19 protein-coding genes are annotated in these 15,409 nt (G+C 70.3%); 15 read left to right on the top strand and 4 right to left on the bottom strand.

Annotated elements, in window-relative coordinates; genetic code table 11:
- The first annotated feature begins 70 nt into the window (after positions 1 to 70).
- Genes ACUP6Y_RS21585 through ACUP6Y_RS21565 form a run of 5 tightly spaced genes read left to right on the top strand, consistent with a single transcriptional unit; the run spans position 71 to position 4,552 of the window.
- Positions 71 to 709 (top strand): aromatic-ring hydroxylase C-terminal domain-containing protein, encoded by a 639-nt coding sequence (locus ACUP6Y_RS21585; RefSeq protein WP_462556794.1) that lies wholly within the window; start codon positions 71 to 73, stop codon positions 707 to 709.
- 27 nt (positions 710 to 736) lie between these two features.
- Positions 737 to 1,606: a fumarylacetoacetate hydrolase family protein gene (locus ACUP6Y_RS21580; protein WP_462553012.1), complete on the top strand. Its 870-nt coding sequence runs from the start codon at positions 737 to 739 to the stop codon at positions 1,604 to 1,606.
- A gap of 25 nt (positions 1,607 to 1,631) precedes the next feature.
- On the top strand, positions 1,632 to 2,552 hold the full coding sequence (locus ACUP6Y_RS21575; RefSeq protein WP_462553011.1) for a VOC family protein: 921 nt from the start codon (positions 1,632 to 1,634) through the stop codon (positions 2,550 to 2,552).
- A 4-nt stretch (positions 2,553 to 2,556) separates the two neighbouring features.
- Positions 2,557 to 3,294 carry an AMP-binding protein gene (locus tag ACUP6Y_RS21570; RefSeq protein WP_462553010.1) on the top strand — a complete coding sequence of 246 codons (738 nt, stop codon included), beginning with the start codon at positions 2,557 to 2,559 and terminating at the stop codon, positions 3,292 to 3,294.
- Entirely contained in the window at positions 3,257 to 4,552 is a 1,296-nt protein-coding gene (locus ACUP6Y_RS21565) for an acetoacetate--CoA ligase (RefSeq protein ID WP_462553009.1), read from the top strand. The genes ACUP6Y_RS21570 and ACUP6Y_RS21565 overlap by 38 nt, the downstream gene beginning before the upstream one ends.
- Here ACUP6Y_RS21565 and ACUP6Y_RS21560 read toward each other — a convergent pair.
- Positions 4,542 to 4,925, bottom strand: a complete 384-nt coding sequence (locus ACUP6Y_RS21560; RefSeq protein WP_462553008.1) for an acyl-CoA dehydrogenase family protein — start codon at positions 4,923 to 4,925, stop codon at positions 4,542 to 4,544. The two genes, ACUP6Y_RS21565 and ACUP6Y_RS21560, sit on opposite strands and share 11 nt — an antisense overlap.
- Here ACUP6Y_RS21560 and ACUP6Y_RS21555 point away from each other — a divergent pair.
- Positions 4,890 to 5,333, top strand: coding sequence for a hypothetical protein (locus ACUP6Y_RS21555; RefSeq protein ID WP_462556838.1), 444 nt, complete (start codon positions 4,890 to 4,892; stop codon positions 5,331 to 5,333). The two genes, ACUP6Y_RS21560 and ACUP6Y_RS21555, sit on opposite strands and share 36 nt — an antisense overlap.
- Before the next feature lie 14 nt (positions 5,334 to 5,347).
- Here the strand turns inward: ACUP6Y_RS21555 and ACUP6Y_RS21550 are convergent.
- Positions 5,348 to 6,519, bottom strand: a protein-coding gene (locus ACUP6Y_RS21550; RefSeq protein WP_462556739.1) for an IS3 family transposase whose coding sequence is annotated in 2 segments (ribosomal slippage) — positions 5,348 to 6,267 and positions 6,267 to 6,519 — 1,173 coding nt in all. Because the reading frame shifts where the segments join, the coding sequence is not laid out codon by codon here.
- A gap of 76 nt (positions 6,520 to 6,595) precedes the next feature.
- On the opposite strand from ACUP6Y_RS21550, the gene ACUP6Y_RS21545 reads away from it, so the two are divergent.
- The 4 genes from ACUP6Y_RS21545 (at position 6,596) to ACUP6Y_RS21530 (ending at position 9,332) form a co-directional block, all read left to right on the top strand.
- Positions 6,596 to 7,222, top strand: a complete 627-nt coding sequence (locus ACUP6Y_RS21545) for a hypothetical protein (RefSeq protein ID WP_462553007.1) — start codon at positions 6,596 to 6,598, stop codon at positions 7,220 to 7,222.
- A gap of 640 nt (positions 7,223 to 7,862) precedes the next feature.
- Positions 7,863 to 8,531 carry a hypothetical protein gene (locus ACUP6Y_RS21540; RefSeq protein ID WP_462553006.1) on the top strand — a complete coding sequence of 223 codons (669 nt, stop codon included), beginning with the start codon at positions 7,863 to 7,865 and terminating at the stop codon, positions 8,529 to 8,531.
- A 1-nt stretch (position 8,532) separates the two neighbouring features.
- Positions 8,533 to 8,844 (top strand): hypothetical protein, encoded by a 312-nt coding sequence (locus tag ACUP6Y_RS21535; protein ID WP_462553005.1) that lies wholly within the window; start codon positions 8,533 to 8,535, stop codon positions 8,842 to 8,844.
- Positions 8,841 to 9,332: an HtaA domain-containing protein gene (locus ACUP6Y_RS21530; protein ID WP_462553004.1), complete on the top strand. Its 492-nt coding sequence runs from the start codon at positions 8,841 to 8,843 to the stop codon at positions 9,330 to 9,332. The genes ACUP6Y_RS21535 and ACUP6Y_RS21530 overlap by 4 nt, the downstream gene beginning before the upstream one ends.
- Before the next feature lie 10 nt (positions 9,333 to 9,342).
- Here ACUP6Y_RS21530 and ACUP6Y_RS21525 read toward each other — a convergent pair whose 3' ends face one another.
- Positions 9,343 to 9,804, bottom strand: a complete 462-nt coding sequence (locus ACUP6Y_RS21525; RefSeq protein WP_462553003.1) for a limonene-1,2-epoxide hydrolase family protein — start codon at positions 9,802 to 9,804, stop codon at positions 9,343 to 9,345.
- Between the two features lie 188 nt (positions 9,805 to 9,992).
- Between ACUP6Y_RS21525 and ACUP6Y_RS21520 the strand changes: the two genes are divergently transcribed.
- The gene (locus tag ACUP6Y_RS21520; protein WP_462553002.1) at positions 9,993 to 10,352 is read left to right on the top strand and encodes a YciI family protein; all 360 of its coding nucleotides are present in this window, start codon (positions 9,993 to 9,995) and stop codon (positions 10,350 to 10,352) included.
- A complete protein-coding gene (locus ACUP6Y_RS21515; RefSeq protein ID WP_462553001.1) occupies positions 10,349 to 11,590 on the top strand; it encodes an RNA polymerase sigma factor in 1,242 nt (413 codons plus the stop codon). Before ACUP6Y_RS21520 ends, ACUP6Y_RS21515 begins: the two co-directional genes overlap by 4 nt.
- Before the next feature lie 37 nt (positions 11,591 to 11,627).
- On the opposite strand, the gene ACUP6Y_RS21510 is transcribed toward ACUP6Y_RS21515, so the two are convergent.
- Positions 11,628 to 12,218 (bottom strand): TetR/AcrR family transcriptional regulator, encoded by a 591-nt coding sequence (locus tag ACUP6Y_RS21510; RefSeq protein WP_462553000.1) that lies wholly within the window; start codon positions 12,216 to 12,218, stop codon positions 11,628 to 11,630.
- Positions 12,219 to 12,330: 112 nt separating this feature from the next.
- Between ACUP6Y_RS21510 and ACUP6Y_RS21505 the strand changes: the two genes are divergently transcribed.
- From ACUP6Y_RS21505 to ACUP6Y_RS21495, 3 genes are read left to right on the top strand one after another with little or no spacing between them, the layout of a single operon-like run.
- On the top strand, positions 12,331 to 13,524 hold the full coding sequence (locus ACUP6Y_RS21505) for a thiolase family protein (protein WP_462552999.1): 1,194 nt from the start codon (positions 12,331 to 12,333) through the stop codon (positions 13,522 to 13,524).
- 14 nt (positions 13,525 to 13,538) lie between these two features.
- A complete protein-coding gene (locus ACUP6Y_RS21500; protein WP_462552998.1) occupies positions 13,539 to 14,303 on the top strand; it encodes a 3-hydroxyacyl-CoA dehydrogenase in 765 nt (254 codons plus the stop codon).
- Positions 14,300 to 15,373: an LLM class F420-dependent oxidoreductase gene (locus ACUP6Y_RS21495; RefSeq protein ID WP_462552997.1), complete on the top strand. Its 1,074-nt coding sequence runs from the start codon at positions 14,300 to 14,302 to the stop codon at positions 15,371 to 15,373. Before ACUP6Y_RS21500 ends, ACUP6Y_RS21495 begins: the two co-directional genes overlap by 4 nt.
- Positions 15,374 to 15,409 lie beyond the last annotated feature (36 nt).

Genomic DNA, 15,409 nt, shown 5'->3' with positions numbered 1-15,409 from the left:
GCTCGACACCTACGAGGCCGAGCGCAAGCCGGTCGACCAGAGCAACATCGACAACGCGATCGCGAACGCGATGAACCACGCGAGCATCGACCAGGCACTCAACCTGTCCCCGGACAACACGCCCGAGCAGAACTGGGCCGAGCTCGCGCCGCTGTGGCACGACGGCCCTGAGTCCGCGGCGAAGCGGCAGGCGGTCAACCAGGCCGTGGCCTCGCAGACCATCGAGTTCCACCACCACAACACCGAGTTCGGCTACCGCTACGACTCCACCGCGATCGTGCCCGACGGCAGCCCGGTGTACGTCCCCCTGGACGCGGTGCGCCTGTACGAGCCGAGCACCCAGCCCGGCGCTCCGCTGCCCCACGCCTTCGTGGAGCACGAGGGCGAGCAGTTCGCGCTCGGCACGCTGGTCCACGGCGGCAACTTCCTCGTCCTGGCCGGTCCCGAGGGCCAGGCCTGGGTGGACGCGGCCAACAAGATCGCCGCCGAGATCGACCTGCCGCTCGTCGCCGCGACCGTAGGCATCCTCGGCGCGGATCTGGTCGACGTCCGGTTCTCGTTCCTGAAGAACCGCGAGATCGCCGACGACGGCGTGCTGCTGGTCCGACCGGACCGCTACGTCGCCTTCCGGTCCGCGGGAGCCGTCGCCGACCCGCACACCACCCTGCGCGACGCGCTGGGCTCGGTCCTCTCGACCGAGCTGCGCTGAGCGCGGACCCTAGGAGAGAAGAGAGAGATGCGCATCGCCAACCTCGCCGGCCGCCTGGTGCTGGTCACCGACGCCGGCGCCGTCGACGTCGAGCAGGCCAGTCAGGGCCGATTCCGATCCGACCCGAGCGCGGTGTACCGGGACTGGGCCGCCTTCGCCGCGTGGGCCGCGTCGGCCGACCTGCCCGAGGGGCGTCCCCTCGCCGAGGCGGACCTCGGCTGCGCCGTCCCCGAGCCGGGGCAGGTCTTCGCGATCGGCCTGAACTACAGGGAGCACGCGCTGGAGAGCGGGTTCACCGAGTTCCCCGCGGAGCCGCCGGTGTTCACCAAGTTCCGCGGCTCGCTCGCCGCGCCGTACGGCGAGCTCGCCCTGCCGACCGCGACGGTCGACTGGGAGGCCGAGCTGGTGGTCGTCATCGGCCGGGAGGCCGACCACGTGCCGGCCGCCGACGCCTGGCAGTACGTCGCCGGCCTGACCATCGGCCAGGACTACTCCGAGCGCACCCGGCAGCTGGTCGCGCCCGCCCCGCAGTTCAGCCTCGGCAAGTCGTTCCCGGGCTTCGCGCCGGTCGGGCCGGCGGTCGTCACGATCGACGAGCTGGGCGACCCCGACGACCTCGAGATCGGATGCAGCATCGACGGCGAGCAGGTGCAGAAGGGCCGCACCAGCGACCTGATCTTCCCCGTCGCCGTGCTCATCGAGCGACTGTCCGCGGTCGTGCCGCTCCAGCCCGGGGACCTGATCTTCACCGGCACGCCCAGCGGCGTGGGCGGCGGCATGAAGCCGCCGCGCTTCCTGCAGCCGGGCGAGCAGGTCGTGACCTGGATCGAGGGGCTCGGGGAGCTGCGACAGAGCTGCGTCGCCGGCCGCCCGCACACCACGGCGTCCGCGTCCTAGAGTCCGGAAGGAGAAGGAGAAGACCATGGCCCTGCACCGCCTCACCTCGATCACCGTCGGCGTCCCGAACGTCGAGGAGACCGCTGCCTACTACACCGACTTCGGCCTCACCCCCGTCGGCGGGCACGCCTTCGCCACCGCCGACGGCGGCGAGCAGTTCAGGCTCGCCCACGCGCCCCAGCGTCGCCTGCTCGAGATCGGCGTCGGCGTGGAGGACCCCGATGACCTGGACCGGATCGAGCGGCAGCTGCGCGGTCTCGACCTGGGCGTCGAGCGCAGTGCCGACACGCTGGTGACCGAGGAGCCGATCGCGGGCTTCCGGGCGGTCGTGTCGATCGCGCCGCGGATCGTGCAGGAGAGCGAGCCGACGCCGTACAACGGCCCGGGCCGCATCGAGCGTCCCGACACCCGCGCACCCGGCATCCTGCGTGAGGGGCGGGTCGAGCCGCGCAAGCTCGGGCACGTCGTGATCGGCTCGACCGACCAGGAGGCCACCCAGCGCTTCTTCACCGAGGGGATCGGGCTCAAGGTCAGCGACACGGTGCCGGGCATGGCGGCGTTCATGCGCTGCTCGACCGACCACCACAACGTGCTGGTCCAGCAGGCGCCGCTGAACTTCCTGCACCACACCTCCTGGCAGGTCGACGACGTCGACGAGATCGGCCGGGGCGCGACCGCGATGCTCGAGGCGGACCCGGGGCGGCACGTGTGGGGCTTGGGCCGGCACCACATCGGGTCCAACTTCTTCTGGTACCTCAAGGACCCGGCCGGCAACTTCTCCGAGTACTACTCCGACATCGACTGCATCGTCGACGAGGCGCTGTGGGAGCCCGGCGTGTGGGACGGCGCGAAGGCGCTGTTCAACTGGGGCCCGCCCCCGCCACCGTCGTTCCTCGCGCCCGAGGATCTCGCGGCGCTGATGACCGGCGCGCACCAGCCCGGCTGAGCCGATGACGGTGGAGTCGATCTGGCAGCCGGACCCGGCCGCGGTCGCGGATGCGGCGATCACCCGCTTCGCGGACCTCGCCGCGGAGCGGGCCGGGCGCCCGCTCGCCGACTACCGGGAGCTCTGGTCCTGGTCGGTGGACGACCTGGACGGGTTCTGGTCGGCGGTGTGGGACTTCTTCGAGGTCAGGGCCGACGGCGATCCCGTGCCGGCCCTGGCCGAGGAGCGCATGCCGGGCGCGTCGTGGTTTCCCGGGACCCGGCTCAACTACGCCGAGCACGCACTGCGGCGTGTCGGCCCCGGAGTCCACGGGGGCGGGGAGCCCGCCCTGGCCGACGCCGTCGCCGTCACCTCGATCAGCGAGGACGGCGCCGTCGTTCGTACGACGTGGCGCGAGCTGCGCAGCCAGGTCGGCGCGCTGGCCGGCTGGCTGCGCTCGGTCGGCGTCGGGCCGGGTGACCGTGTCGTCGGATACCTGCCGAACACCACGCCCACCCTGGTCGCCTTCTTGGCCGTCGCGAGCATCGGCGCGGTGTGGTCGGCGTGCGCGCAGGACTACTCCGGCACCGGCGCCGCCGCGCGCTTCGCCCAGCTCGAGCCGGTCGTGCTCGTCGCCGCCGACGGGTACCGCTGGAACGGGCGCGCCCACGACCGGGCGCGACGAGGTCGCTGGGCTACGGTCGGCACTGCCAACGCTCCGAGCGGTGGTTCACGTGCCGAACCTCGGGCTGCCCGGGCCTGACGGTGCCGTCTCCTGGGCGGACGCCGTGGCCACTCCGGCCGATCCGGTCTTCGAGCGGGTGGCTTTCGACGCGCCGCTGTGGGTGCTCTTCTCGTCGGGAACCACCGGTCTGCCCAAGGGCATCGTGCATGGCCACGGCGGCGTGCTGCTGGAGCACCTCAAGATGCTCGGCCTCCATCTCGACGTCGGGCCACGGCGGCCGCTGTTCTGGTACACCACGACCAACTGGATGATGTGGAACGTCGTGGCGTCCGGTCTGCTGGTCGCCGCCCCCGTCATCATGTACGACGGCAGCCCCACCCATCCCGGCCCCGGCCGGCTGTGGGAGATCGCCGCGGACGAGGGGGTCGCCTTCCTCGGCGTGAGTCCCGGCTACCTGCTCGGCAGCGCGCAGGCCGACCTCCACCCGGGCCGCGACCTCGACCTCTCGCGGCTGCGCACGGTCGGCGCCACGGGCGCGCCGGTGACCGCCACGTCGTACCACTGGGTCGCGGAGCGGATCGGTCCCGGCGTCCAGCTGGCCTCGACCACGGGCGGCACCGACGTCGTCGGTGGCTTCGCCGGCAGCGCGCCCACGACCCCGGTGTGGCCGGGCGAGATCTCGGCGCCTGCCCTCGGCGTCGCGCTCGAGGCCCGGGACGCCGAGGGCCGGGCGGTCGTCGACGAGGTCGGCGAGCTGGTCGTCACCCGGCCGATGCCGTCGATGCCGGTCCGCTTCTGGGACGATCCCGACGGGGAGCGCTACCGCGACGCCTACTTCGCCACCTACCCCGGCGTGTGGCGCCACGGGGACTGGATGACGCTCACGCCGCGGGGCAGCGTCGTCGTGTCCGGGCGCTCCGACTCCACCCTCAACCGGCACGGCGTACGGCTGGGCAGCGCGGACATCTACGCGGTCGTCGACCAGGTGCCCGAGGTCCGCGAGTCCCTGGTCGTCGGCGCCGAGCTCGGCGACGGCGGCTACTGGCTCGTGCTCTTCGTGGTCCTGGCCGACGGCGTCGAGCTCACCGACGAGCTCGCCGCCTCCGTCAAGGCCGCGATCCGCACGGGCGCCTCGCCCCGACACGTGCCCGACGACGTGATCGCCGTGCCGGCGATCCCGCACACCCGGACCGGCAAGAAGCTCGAGATCCCGGTCAAGCGACTGATCCAGGGCCATCCCCTGGAGCAGGTCGCCGGTCGCGACGCCGTCGACGACTACGAGGTGCTGGCCGGCTTCCGGGCCTACCGCCGCGCTGGCGACGGCGTCAGCCGGTGATGGCGCGCCCGATCAGGAGCCGGGCCACGATCCACTGCTGGAGCTCGTTGGCGCCCTCGAAGATCTCGAGGATCTTGGCGTCGCGGTACATCTCCTCCAGGCGGACTGACTCGCCGGTCTCGCCGACCCGGCGGGCGAACCCGACGGCGCCGTGGATCTGGATCGCCTCGCGGACCAGGTCGTTGGCGAGGCGGGTGGCGTAGGCCTTGGCCATGGCCGCTTCGGGCTCGGCGGTGCGGTCACCGCGTACCGCTCGGTTTGGTACACCTACAACCGGGCCGGGCTGAAGTCGAACACCGAGACCGCACGCTGCTCCTCGGGGACCGTCGCCGACTGCGTGCCGACCAACGACGGCCCGGGCGGCGCCTGGCACACCGGTGGATCGATGAAGGTCGACTACGGCCCCAACGGTCGAGTCTGGAAGCAGATCGGCCGCGAGGACGGCACCTCACGCAAGATCACCACCACCTACGCCCAGCACGGCGGACCCGTCCAGATCAGCGACCCGATCAGCGACATCATCATCGATGTCGGCTACTACCTCGACGGCAAGACCCGCACCGTCGAGGAGTCCGGCCCCGGTACCGGCGACGCCGCTGGCGGCGGCAACACCAACAGCTACGCCTACGACGCCGGCGGCAACGTCACCGTCCGCACCGACCAGACCGGCACCAACGGCCCCACCGGCGCAGCGAAGAAGAAGACCACCAGCTACGCCTACAACCAAGCCGGACTCGTGTGGTCCATGGGAGTGAGCCGCCCCGCGAAATTCGGACAGTGAATTTCGGTGGTTGATTACGCGGCGCTATGCGCTGCGTACCAAGCTTCTTCGACCTCGTTCGGGGTGCGGTAACCGACCGCAGAGTGAAGCCTTCTGGCGTTATACCGTAGTTCGATATAGCGGGTAATGTCAAACCGAGCAGCATCGCGAGTGGGGTACGAGGTCCGGTGAACTCGCTCGTTCTTCAGGGTCGAGTTGAACGATTCCGCCCAAGCATTGTCATAACAGATCCCGGTGCGCCCAACGGACCGCAATATCCCGAGCCGTGTGGCGTGTTTCGCGTATTCGTCCGACGTGTATTGAGTGCCGCGATCGGTGTGCATGATGGTAATTCCGGGACGGATATGACCATTGCGTGCAGCCATATCCAACGCGGCGGTGACCAACTCGGTGCGCATGTGGTCGGCCATCGCGTAGCCCACGACCTTCTTGGTGAAGCAGTCCAGCACGGTCGCCAGGTACAACCATCCCTGCCAGGTGCGGATGTAGGTGATGTCGCCGACGAGCTTGGAAGCTGGCGCCGCAGCGGTGAAGTCGCGTCGGACGAGGTCGGGAGTCTCGCCGGCGTCGCCGGCAATCGTCGTGACCGGACGCCATGGACGGGGCTGGCAGGCCACCAGACCGAGCTCGCGCATGATCGAACGGACTGTCTCGTCATCAACGTCGTGACCCCACCGCAGCAGGTCGGCATGGACCCGTCGGTAGCCGTAGGTCTCATCAGACTCGGTGAACGAGAACCGGACCAGCACGGCAAGCTCGGCCCTTCGCACCGCCCGCGCCGACGGCGGCCTGGTCTTCCACGAGTGGTACCCCGATCGGGACACACCCGCCCAGCGGCACATCGAGATCAGCGGATAGTTGCCCTCTTCGGATTCGATGAACGCGTACTTCACGCTCACCGGTGCTTCTTCGCGAAGAAGGCCGTTGCTTTTCCCAAGAACTCGTTCTCAGCGCGCAACTCACGCACCTCGGCCTCGAGCGCCTTCAAACGGGCACGCTCCGAAACCGACAACTCCGCCTCCGGAACTGGATGCGCCTTCTTGTACGCGTTCACCCAGTTACGCAGCGTCTGCTCGACAACCCCGTTCTCGCGGGCCACCACAGCGATCGGCTGTGAAGTCCTGATCACTTCCTGGACACACGCGTCCTTGAACTCCTGAGAATACTTCTTCGCAGCCAACGGAATATTGCCTTTCAGTCAATCCCAAGAATTCTATCTTGGGGCCAACTGTCCGAGAAGCGCGGAGCGTGTCAGATCCGGGGTGCTCGGCACCACGACAACCCCCACCATCACGAACTACGCCTACGACACCGCCGGTCGACTCACCGACGCGGCTACCCCCAACGGCAGCGGCACCCACCTCAACCAGTGGGCCTGGCACCCCAACAACGCCCTGGCCCGCGCCAAGACCACCGAAGACACCGGCACCGGTACCACCATCGCCGACTACACCTACACCTACGACAACAACCGCAACATCACCAAGCAAGAGGTGTCCGGTGCCGTCGCCGGATCAACCGGCACCTACACCTCGGAATATGAGTACACGCCCGCTGAGCAGCTGAAGTCGTGGACCACCGGGTTCGGCGACCTCACGAAGATCGAATGGGAATACGACCGCAACCACAACAAGACCAAGGAGACCTCGACCCTCTCAGCCGGCGGCACCCCACAGGTCACCAACTGGACCTACCGAGCCGACAACTCCATCGACACCCACAACGGACCCGCGCCGGCGGTCTCGGGGACCGACCCCGACCTGTTCGACTACACCTACAAACAACGACGGACTCCTCGAGTCCGACGGCTGCGTCGACAACACCTACGACGTGTTCGACCGCGTCAAGAAGGTCGCCCCCAAGACAGGCAGACTCCCGGCCTGCGGTAGCGACAACCGGACCACGACCTACACCTACGACGGTCTCGACCGCCAGCGCGCGATCACCGTCACCGGTGCTACTCCGGCGGGCGCGAACGCCACCACCGCAACATCTACAACGGCCTCACCCCCACCCTCGTCGGACAGGTCGACGCCCTCAACGGCACCCACACCAAACCCAACCTCCTCTACCAGCTCGACGCCGACGGCACCGCCATCGGCTACGACCAGACCCCCGGCGCCACAGGCAACGCCCCCACCGGAAAGGCGTTCCTCGACACCGACGGCCACGGCAACATCACCGCCATCACCACCAAACTCACCAGCGGCACCTGAGCCCTCGCCTGCGGAGTCGCCTACACCGGCTACGGCAACCCCTACCAGCCCGGGACCGGGACCAACGCGAACAAGATCTGCAAGAACGGCAGCCAGAACCACCACCGGCAACGCCGTCTGGTACCGCGCGGACTGGTCCGAGACGGCTCCACCGGCACCTACCAGATGGGGACCCGCACCTACGACCCCGACACCGGAGCCTTCACCACCCCCGACACCTACCGCGTTTCCTCCCCCCTCGACCGACCTCTCCATCGGCACCGACCCACTCACCGCCAACACCTACACCTACGTCAACGGCAACCCGGTCAACATGACCGATTCCGACGGACACCGGCCGGCGTGCAATGGCGAGGAATGCTCCTTCGACGTCGATGCCAAGGGTCACTTCACCAACATCAAGGCTGCTTCGCCCCCTCCCGCGCCGGCGAGGAGCGAGGGAGAACTGGAAGTCGAGCGCATGATCTATCAGATTCAAGCGTGGGATTTCTATTCGCAAGGAAAGAACATGGAGAAGTCTGTCATTCTCGACCTCATTGATGATGAGGAAGGTGCCTTAGACTGGCAGATATTCAATCTCCGCAATGGTTTCGCATGTCTCGAAAAGCTTGACAGCTGCATCGAGCGCGAGGACGTCATCGTCACGGAAAAGGGTTGGGCGGACGGCTCCTGGGAGGGTGCATGGCGGGCCGGACAGGACGCGGCTTGGTCATTGGTAGGCGGAGCGCTCCTCCGTGCCGCAGGTGGGCTGCTCGGAAAGATGCGCGGCTTGGGATTCACGAATAAGGCAAGGTTCCCGCGAGTTCCAGGGCACGGAGTCGGAGGCTGGGCAAACCCGCTTTCTATCGTTCCCAAGAACGCGTCCTTGCCCGCGCGGCTACTCGGGCGGTGTGGCGTCGTACGCTCTCGACGTGGAGGCGGCCGCCCGGCTCGCCGAGATCGCCGACCGGGCGCTCGCCGACCTGTGATCCTGGAGGAGTGACGTGGAGCTGATCATCGCCGACGGGGCGGTTGCCGTGGCGGACCCCGAGACCCTGACCGCGCTCTCGGTGCGCACCGACAGCGATGCCGCGGCGACCCGCCGGCTCGTGGCCGAGGTGGGACTCGGGCACGAGCCCGTCGAGGACGAGGGCGACCATGTCTGGCTCGACGTCGCCGCGCTGCGCGAGCGGGCCGGTGCCGGTCGCGACCGGACCTGGCACGAGGGGTACGCCGGCATGATCGCCTACGCCGCGTCTCGGGGCTGGGTCTCGGCCGACGGAGCGCAGGTGCGGGCTCATCTGGAGCGGTCGTGACCGAGAGCGTCCCCGAGGGACTGATGTGGGGCCTCAAGGAGAGCTTCCTGGCCTATCTCGGACGGCTCCCCGACGCGCGCATGTCGGCGACGGGCGGCGCTGTCGTCGACGCCCGTCAGCGACTGCTCTTCCCGACGGACTCGGTCGACGAGTTCGACCCGGCGACGGGGGAGGGGACGATCAGGTTCGCCGGCGACGTCCGGTTCGCCGGTCACCACGGGACGATGTTCGTGATGGTCGCCCAGCCGTGGCTGACCCTACGAGCAGATGCGGCGACGTTGAGCGTCGTCGACCCGGACAGCCACCCGGCGATGGACCGCCGCCTCGACCTCCTCGACGTCGAGGTGCGCGACTGGGCCGAGCATCTCGGCGCTCGGCTCTTCGCGCCGATGCCGAGCGCGCTGCGGCCCGAGGGCGTGCCGCTCTTCAACGACGTCTACGCCGCGGGCGAGCCCTTCGACCCGCTGTCGGTGCGCGTCGTCGTCTGACCGAGTCCCGTCAGTCCCCGGAGCGCAGGCGCTGGGACATCACCGGCGGCTCGGTGGCGACGTGCGGCTCGGGGAGGTACTTCTGGAACTCGGCGGTGTTGTAGAAGTAGTCGCGCCACCAGGCGATCCGGCCGTCGACGACGCGGGCGATACCCATCACCTTGTACTCGTGCGCGATCTCGCCGTCGAGACCGACGATGTTGTCGAACCGCTCGGTGAGGACGCGATCGCCGACGGAGGCGATGGTGAGGATCTCGTACTTGAAGCCGTGCAGCTTGTGCTTGGCCTTCTCCAGGTCGCCGACGAGCACGTCGCGGTTCGGGATCCGGGGCGGGTCGAACCCTCCGGTGGCGAAGTACGCGTCGGGATGCACCCACTGCAGGCAGGCCTCGATGTGGTCGTCCATCGAGCCGCTGGACTCCTCGAGGAAGCGCTCGACGACGGTCTCCGGGGGCAGTGGGGTTCCGGGCACGGATCCTCCTGGTCTCGCGAGCGGGAGGGCCAATTATCCAACGATGATCGGTTGGGTCAAGGGGGCCGTGCGGGACTGTCCGGAAAGTCTCTTCGAACTTTTCTCGGGGAGGGTGTCGAATCCGGCTCAGGGCCGCGACGTCAGGATGAGGGGACGACACGGTTCCCGCCGATGCCCAGGAGGCTTCCATGAAGTACATGCTGCTGCTCCGTCACCTGCCCGACGCCGGCCCGGCCGAGGGTACGCCCGAGTTCGACGCCGAGATGGCCGCGTGGGGCGAGGTGATGGGCGAGCTCGGCCAGGCGGGCGAGATGATCGCCGCCCACGGCCTCGACGCGGAGGCGACGGCCACGACCGTGCGGGTCCGTGACGACGAGACGCTGATCACCGACGGCCCGTTCGCGGAGACCAAGGAGGCGTTCTTCGGCTACATCGTCATCGACGTCGCCGACCTCGACGCCGCGCTGGCCTGGGCCAAGCGGATGCCGAACGCGACGTACGGCTCGGTCGAGGTCCGGCCGCTGTCCAGTCACGAGCAGGACGGGTGAGCGAGGCCGTCGGGGCGGTCGAGCGGGCGTATCGCGAGGAGTGGACCGCACTCCTCGCGACGCTCGCCGGCCAGCTCGGCGGTGACGTCGGGCTGGCCGAGGAGGCGGCGGCCGACGCGTTCGCCGCGGCGGTGGCGCAGTGGCCGGACCGTGGCGTGCCGGTCCGGCCGGGCGCCTGGCTCACGACGGTCGCGCGGCGCCGGGCCGTCGACCGGCTGCGCCGCGAGGCGACCAGGTCGGCCGCGCTCGAGCGGCTGGAGACCCTGATGCGCGACGACGGACCGACCGAGCCGGAGCCGCCCGACCGCAGCGGCGTGGCCGACGACCGGCTGCGGCTGCTGTTTACCTGCTGCCATCCCGCGCTCTCGCTGGATGCCCGGGTCGCGCTCACCTTGCGGGTCGTCGGCGGGCTGGAGGTGGCCGAGGTCGCGCGCGCCCTGCTCACTACCGAGTCGACGATGTACCAGCGCCTGGTCCGGGCCAAGCGGAAGATCAAGAACGCGCGGATCCCCTACCGGGTGCCGCCCGCCTCGGAGCTCCCCGGGCGCGTCCACGGTGTGCTGCACGTCATCCACCTGATCTACAACGAGGGCCATGTCGCCACCTCGGGCGCGGACCTGGTGCGGGCCGACCTGTGCCGCGAGGCGATCCGGCTCGGCCGCCTGGTCGCCGAGCTGCTCCCGAAGGATGCCGAGGTGCTCGGTCTCCTCGCGCAGCTGTTGCTGACCGATGCCCGCAGGCCGGCCCGGACCGGCGCCGCCGGAGTCCCCGTGTCGTTGGCGGACCAGGACCGTGGCCGTTGGGACCGGGCCCAGGTCGCCGAGGGTACGACGGTCCTCGGCCGCGCGCTCGCCCTGCGCTCTCCAGGCCCCTTCCAGGTCCAGGCCGCGATCGCCGCGCTGCACGCCGAGGCGCCGCACTGGGACGCCACGGACTGGTCCCAGATCGCCGCCCTGTACGGCGAGCTGTCCCGACTGGCGCCGTCGCCGGTCGTCACCATCAACCGCGCCGCCGCACTGGGCATGGCCGACGGCCCCCACGTCGGCCTGGCCCTCCTCGCGACCCTCGAGGTCGACGAGCGGCTGGAGCGGTACCAGCCGTGGCACGCCACCCGGGCCGAGCTGCTCGCCCGGGCCGGTGAGGCCGAGGCCGCTGCCGCGGCGCACCGACGGGCGATCGAGCTGAGCGGCAACGTCGCCGAGCGGGCCGCGCTCGAGGCCCGCAGTCGGCGGGATTGATCAGCGTTCCCCCAGGGCGGCTGACCGACCCGCGTCCTCAAAGCAGGAGCGCGCGCGCCAGCCGCTTGAGCCGCTCGACGTGGCGCTGGGTCGGCTCCTCGCGCGGATCGAAGGTCGTCGTGAGCGCCATCCCGCGCAGGCTGGTGAAGATCACCTCGCGCAGGTCGTCGTAGCCCTCGCGGGCGGTGAGCTCGGGTCCGAAGAACTCGTCCATCGCGACTCGGATCGCCCGGGCGATCTCGCGCTCGCCGTCGAGGAGGGCGTCGCGGAGGGAGGGATGGGTGCGGGCGGCGACCCAGAGCTCGGTGGCGGCCCAGAAGTAGCCCTGGGTGAAGGTGCCGGCCATGGTCTCGACGACGGCGTCGATCCGCTCGCCGTGGTCGGCGGGCCAGCTGTGGCCCGACGGCAGCTCGCCGATGCGGGCCTTGGCGAGGTGGTGGGTCGCGGCGATGAGCAGGGTGTCGCGGGACGGGAAGTGGTGCAGCAGCCGGCCGCGGGAGACGTCGGCGCGCTCTTGGATCCGCAGCGTCGAGGCGCCGCTGTAGCCGTGCTCGAGCATCACGTCGACGGCGGCGTCGAGGATGCGCCGCTGGACGTCGATGGTGCGGCTCTGGACGGCGCGGGCCACGCGATCTGCCTCTCATTCCGGGACCCACCAGTGACAACCGGTGGAGTCGGAGGCTACCCTCCGATGAACCAGTCAGCACTGACTGGTTAGTCATCCGGCCCTGGAGGTTCCGATGCCCACCCCCGTCATCGTCGACGTCGTCCGTCTCGCGTCCGGCAAGGGCAAGCCCGGCGGCGCCCTGTCCGGCACCCACCCGACCTCACTGCTCGTCCACGTGCTCACCGCACTCGTCGAGCGCAACGACCTCGACCCCGCGCTGGTCGACGACGTCATCACCGGCTGCGTCTTCCAGGCCAGCGAACAGGCGCTCAACATCGCGCGCAACGCCGTCCTCGGCGCCGGCTTCCCCGAGAGCGTCCCGGGCACCACCCTCGACCGGCAGTGCGGCTCCAGCCAGCAGGCCGTCCACTTCGCCGCGCAGGGCGTCGCCGCCGGTGCGTACGACGTCGTGATCGCCGCCGGCGTCGAGTCGATGAGCCGGGTGCCGATGGGCACCACCCCGATGGGCAAGGACCCCTACGGTCCCGAGGTCGCCGCGCGCTACCCCGAGGGCCTGGTCAACCAGGGCATCTCCGCAGAGCTGGTCGCCGCGCGCTGGAAGCTGGACCGCGATGCCCTCGACGCCTACTCCGCCGAGTCCCACCGCCGCGCGGCCGAGGCCGCCGCGGCCGGCTTCTTCGACCCCGAGATCGTCCCGATCACCGTGACCGGCGCCGACGGCGCGACGCTCGAGCACCGGGTCGACGAGACCGTGCGCGCCGCGACCACCGTCGAGGGCCTGGCCGGACTGCGCCCGGCGTTCCAGGACGAGGCGATGGCCGCGCGCTTCCCGGAGATCGACTGGAAGATCACCCCCGGCAACTCCTCGCCGCTGACCGACGGCGCATCCGCCGTCCTCATCATGAGCGAGGAGGCCGCAGCCAAGCTCGGCCTCACCCCGCGCGCCCGCTTCGTGTCGTACGCCGTCACCGGCGACGACCCGGTCCTCATGCTGACCGCGCCGATCCCCGCCACCCAACAGGCCCTGCGCCGCGCCGGCCTCGGCATCGACGACATCGACGCCTACGAGGTCAACGAGGCGTTCGCGCCGGTGCCGCTCGCGTGGGCCCACGACCTCGGCGCCGACCCGGCCCGGCTCAACCCGCGCGGCGGCGCCATCGCGCTCGGCCACGCGCTCGGCGCCTCCGGCACCCGCCTGCTCTCCACCCTGGTCACCCACCTGGAGGCGACGGGCGGCCGCTACGGCCTGCAGACCATGTGCGAGGCCGCCGGCATGGCCAACGCCACCATCATCGAACGCATCTGAGAGAAGGAAGAACCATGCAGATCTCCGACACCGTCGCCCTCGTCACCGGCGGCGCCTCCGGCCTCGGCCGCGCCACCGTCGAGGCCCTCCTCGCCAAGGGCGGCAAGGCCGTCATCCTCGACCTGCCCGGCGGCGCCGGCGAGGTCGCCGCGAAGGAGCTCGGCGACGCCGTACGCTTCGTGCCGGCCGACGTACGCAGCGAGGACGACGTCAACGCCGCCATCGCCGCGGCCGCCGAGCTCGGGGAGCTGCGCGTGGTCGTCAACTGCGCGGGCACGGGCGACGCGATCAAGACCGTGGGACGCGACAACACGCCGTACCCCTTCGACAAGTTCCAGCGGATCATCGAGATCAACCTGCTCGGCACGTTCAACGTCATCCGCCTCACCGCCGCCCACATGGCCGGACTCGACCTGCTCGGCGAGGAGCGCGGCGTCATCGTCAACACCGCCTCGGTCGCCGCCTTCGACGGCCAGGTCGGCCAGGCGGCGTACTCCGCCTCCAAGGGCGGCGTGGTCGGGATGACCCTCCCGATCGCGCGCGACCTGTCGACCATCGGGATCCGCGTCGTCACCATCGCCCCCGGCCTGTTCGACACCCCGCTGCTGGCCTCGCTGCCCGAGGCCGCCCGCACCAGCCTGGGCCAGCAGGTCCCGCACCCCTCGCGCCTCGGCGACCCGAAGGAGTACGGCGCCCTCGCCGCCCACGTCGTCGAGAACCCGATGCTCAACGGCGAGACCATCCGTCTCGACGGCGCGATCCGGATGGCACCGCGATGAGCATCCGCCTGGGCATGGTCATGGACTACGCCGGCGGGTTCGGCGAGTCCGTGGAGCTGCTGCAGGCCTACGAGCAGGCGGGCCTGGAGATGGTCGCCGTGCCCGAGGCGTACTCCTTCGACGGCGTCAGCCAGCTCGGCTACATCGCCGCGCGGACCCAGCGGCTCGAGCTGCTCTCGGGCATCCTGCAGATCTACTCCCGGACGCCGTCGCTGCTGGCGATGACCGCTGCCGGCCTCGACTACGTGTCCGGCGGCCGGTTCACCCTCGGCATCGGTGCCAGCGGGCCCCAGGTGGTCGAGGGCTTCCACGGCGTGAAGTACGACGCCCCGCTGGGCCGCACCCGCGAGGTCGTCGAGATCTGCCGGCAGGTCTGGCGTCGCGAGCCGGTCGAGCACCGCGGCAGGCACTACACCGTCCCGCTCACCAAGGACGACGGCGGCACCGGCCTCGGCAAGCCGCTCAAGATCATCAACCACCCGGTCCGCAGCGACATCCCCATCGCCATCGCCGCGCTGGGAGAGAAGAACGTCGCCCTGGTCGCCGAGATCGCCCAGGGCTGGCAGCCGCTCTTCTTCCACCCCCGCAAGGCCCGGCTCGCCTGGGGTGACGCCCTGGCCGACGGCCTCTCCCGCCGCGACCCGGCATTGGGCGAGCTGGACATCCAGCTCCAGGTGAACTTCGTGCTCGGCGAGCCCAGCGACGCCGAGGTGCAGAAGGTGCGTGACCAGCTCGCCCTCTACATCGGCGGGATGGGCGCGCGCGAGAAGAACTTCTACAACCAGCTGGCCTGCCGCTACGGCTACGAGGCCGAGGCCAAGGAGATCCAGGACCTGTACCTGTCCGGCCAGAAGGCGGAGGCCGCGGCCGTCGTGCCGGCTGACCTGGTCGAGGCGGTCACTCTGATGGGCGAGGAGGACTCCATGCGCCGCCAGCTGCGCGAGTTCGACGAGGCCGGCGTCCGCACCCTGTTGCTCAACCCGGTGGCGAGCGAGCCCGCCGAGCGGGTCGAGCAGGTCCGCCGACTGGCCGCGCTCAACGCCGACCCGGCACAAGCTGCCATCGCATAGCTGCCGACCCGGGTCGGCGGGATCATCGCGTTGCTT

The sequence above is a fragment of the Nocardioides sp. S5-5 genome (genome assembly GCF_054954065.1).
This window is presented reverse-complemented; position numbering and strand designations above follow the sequence as displayed.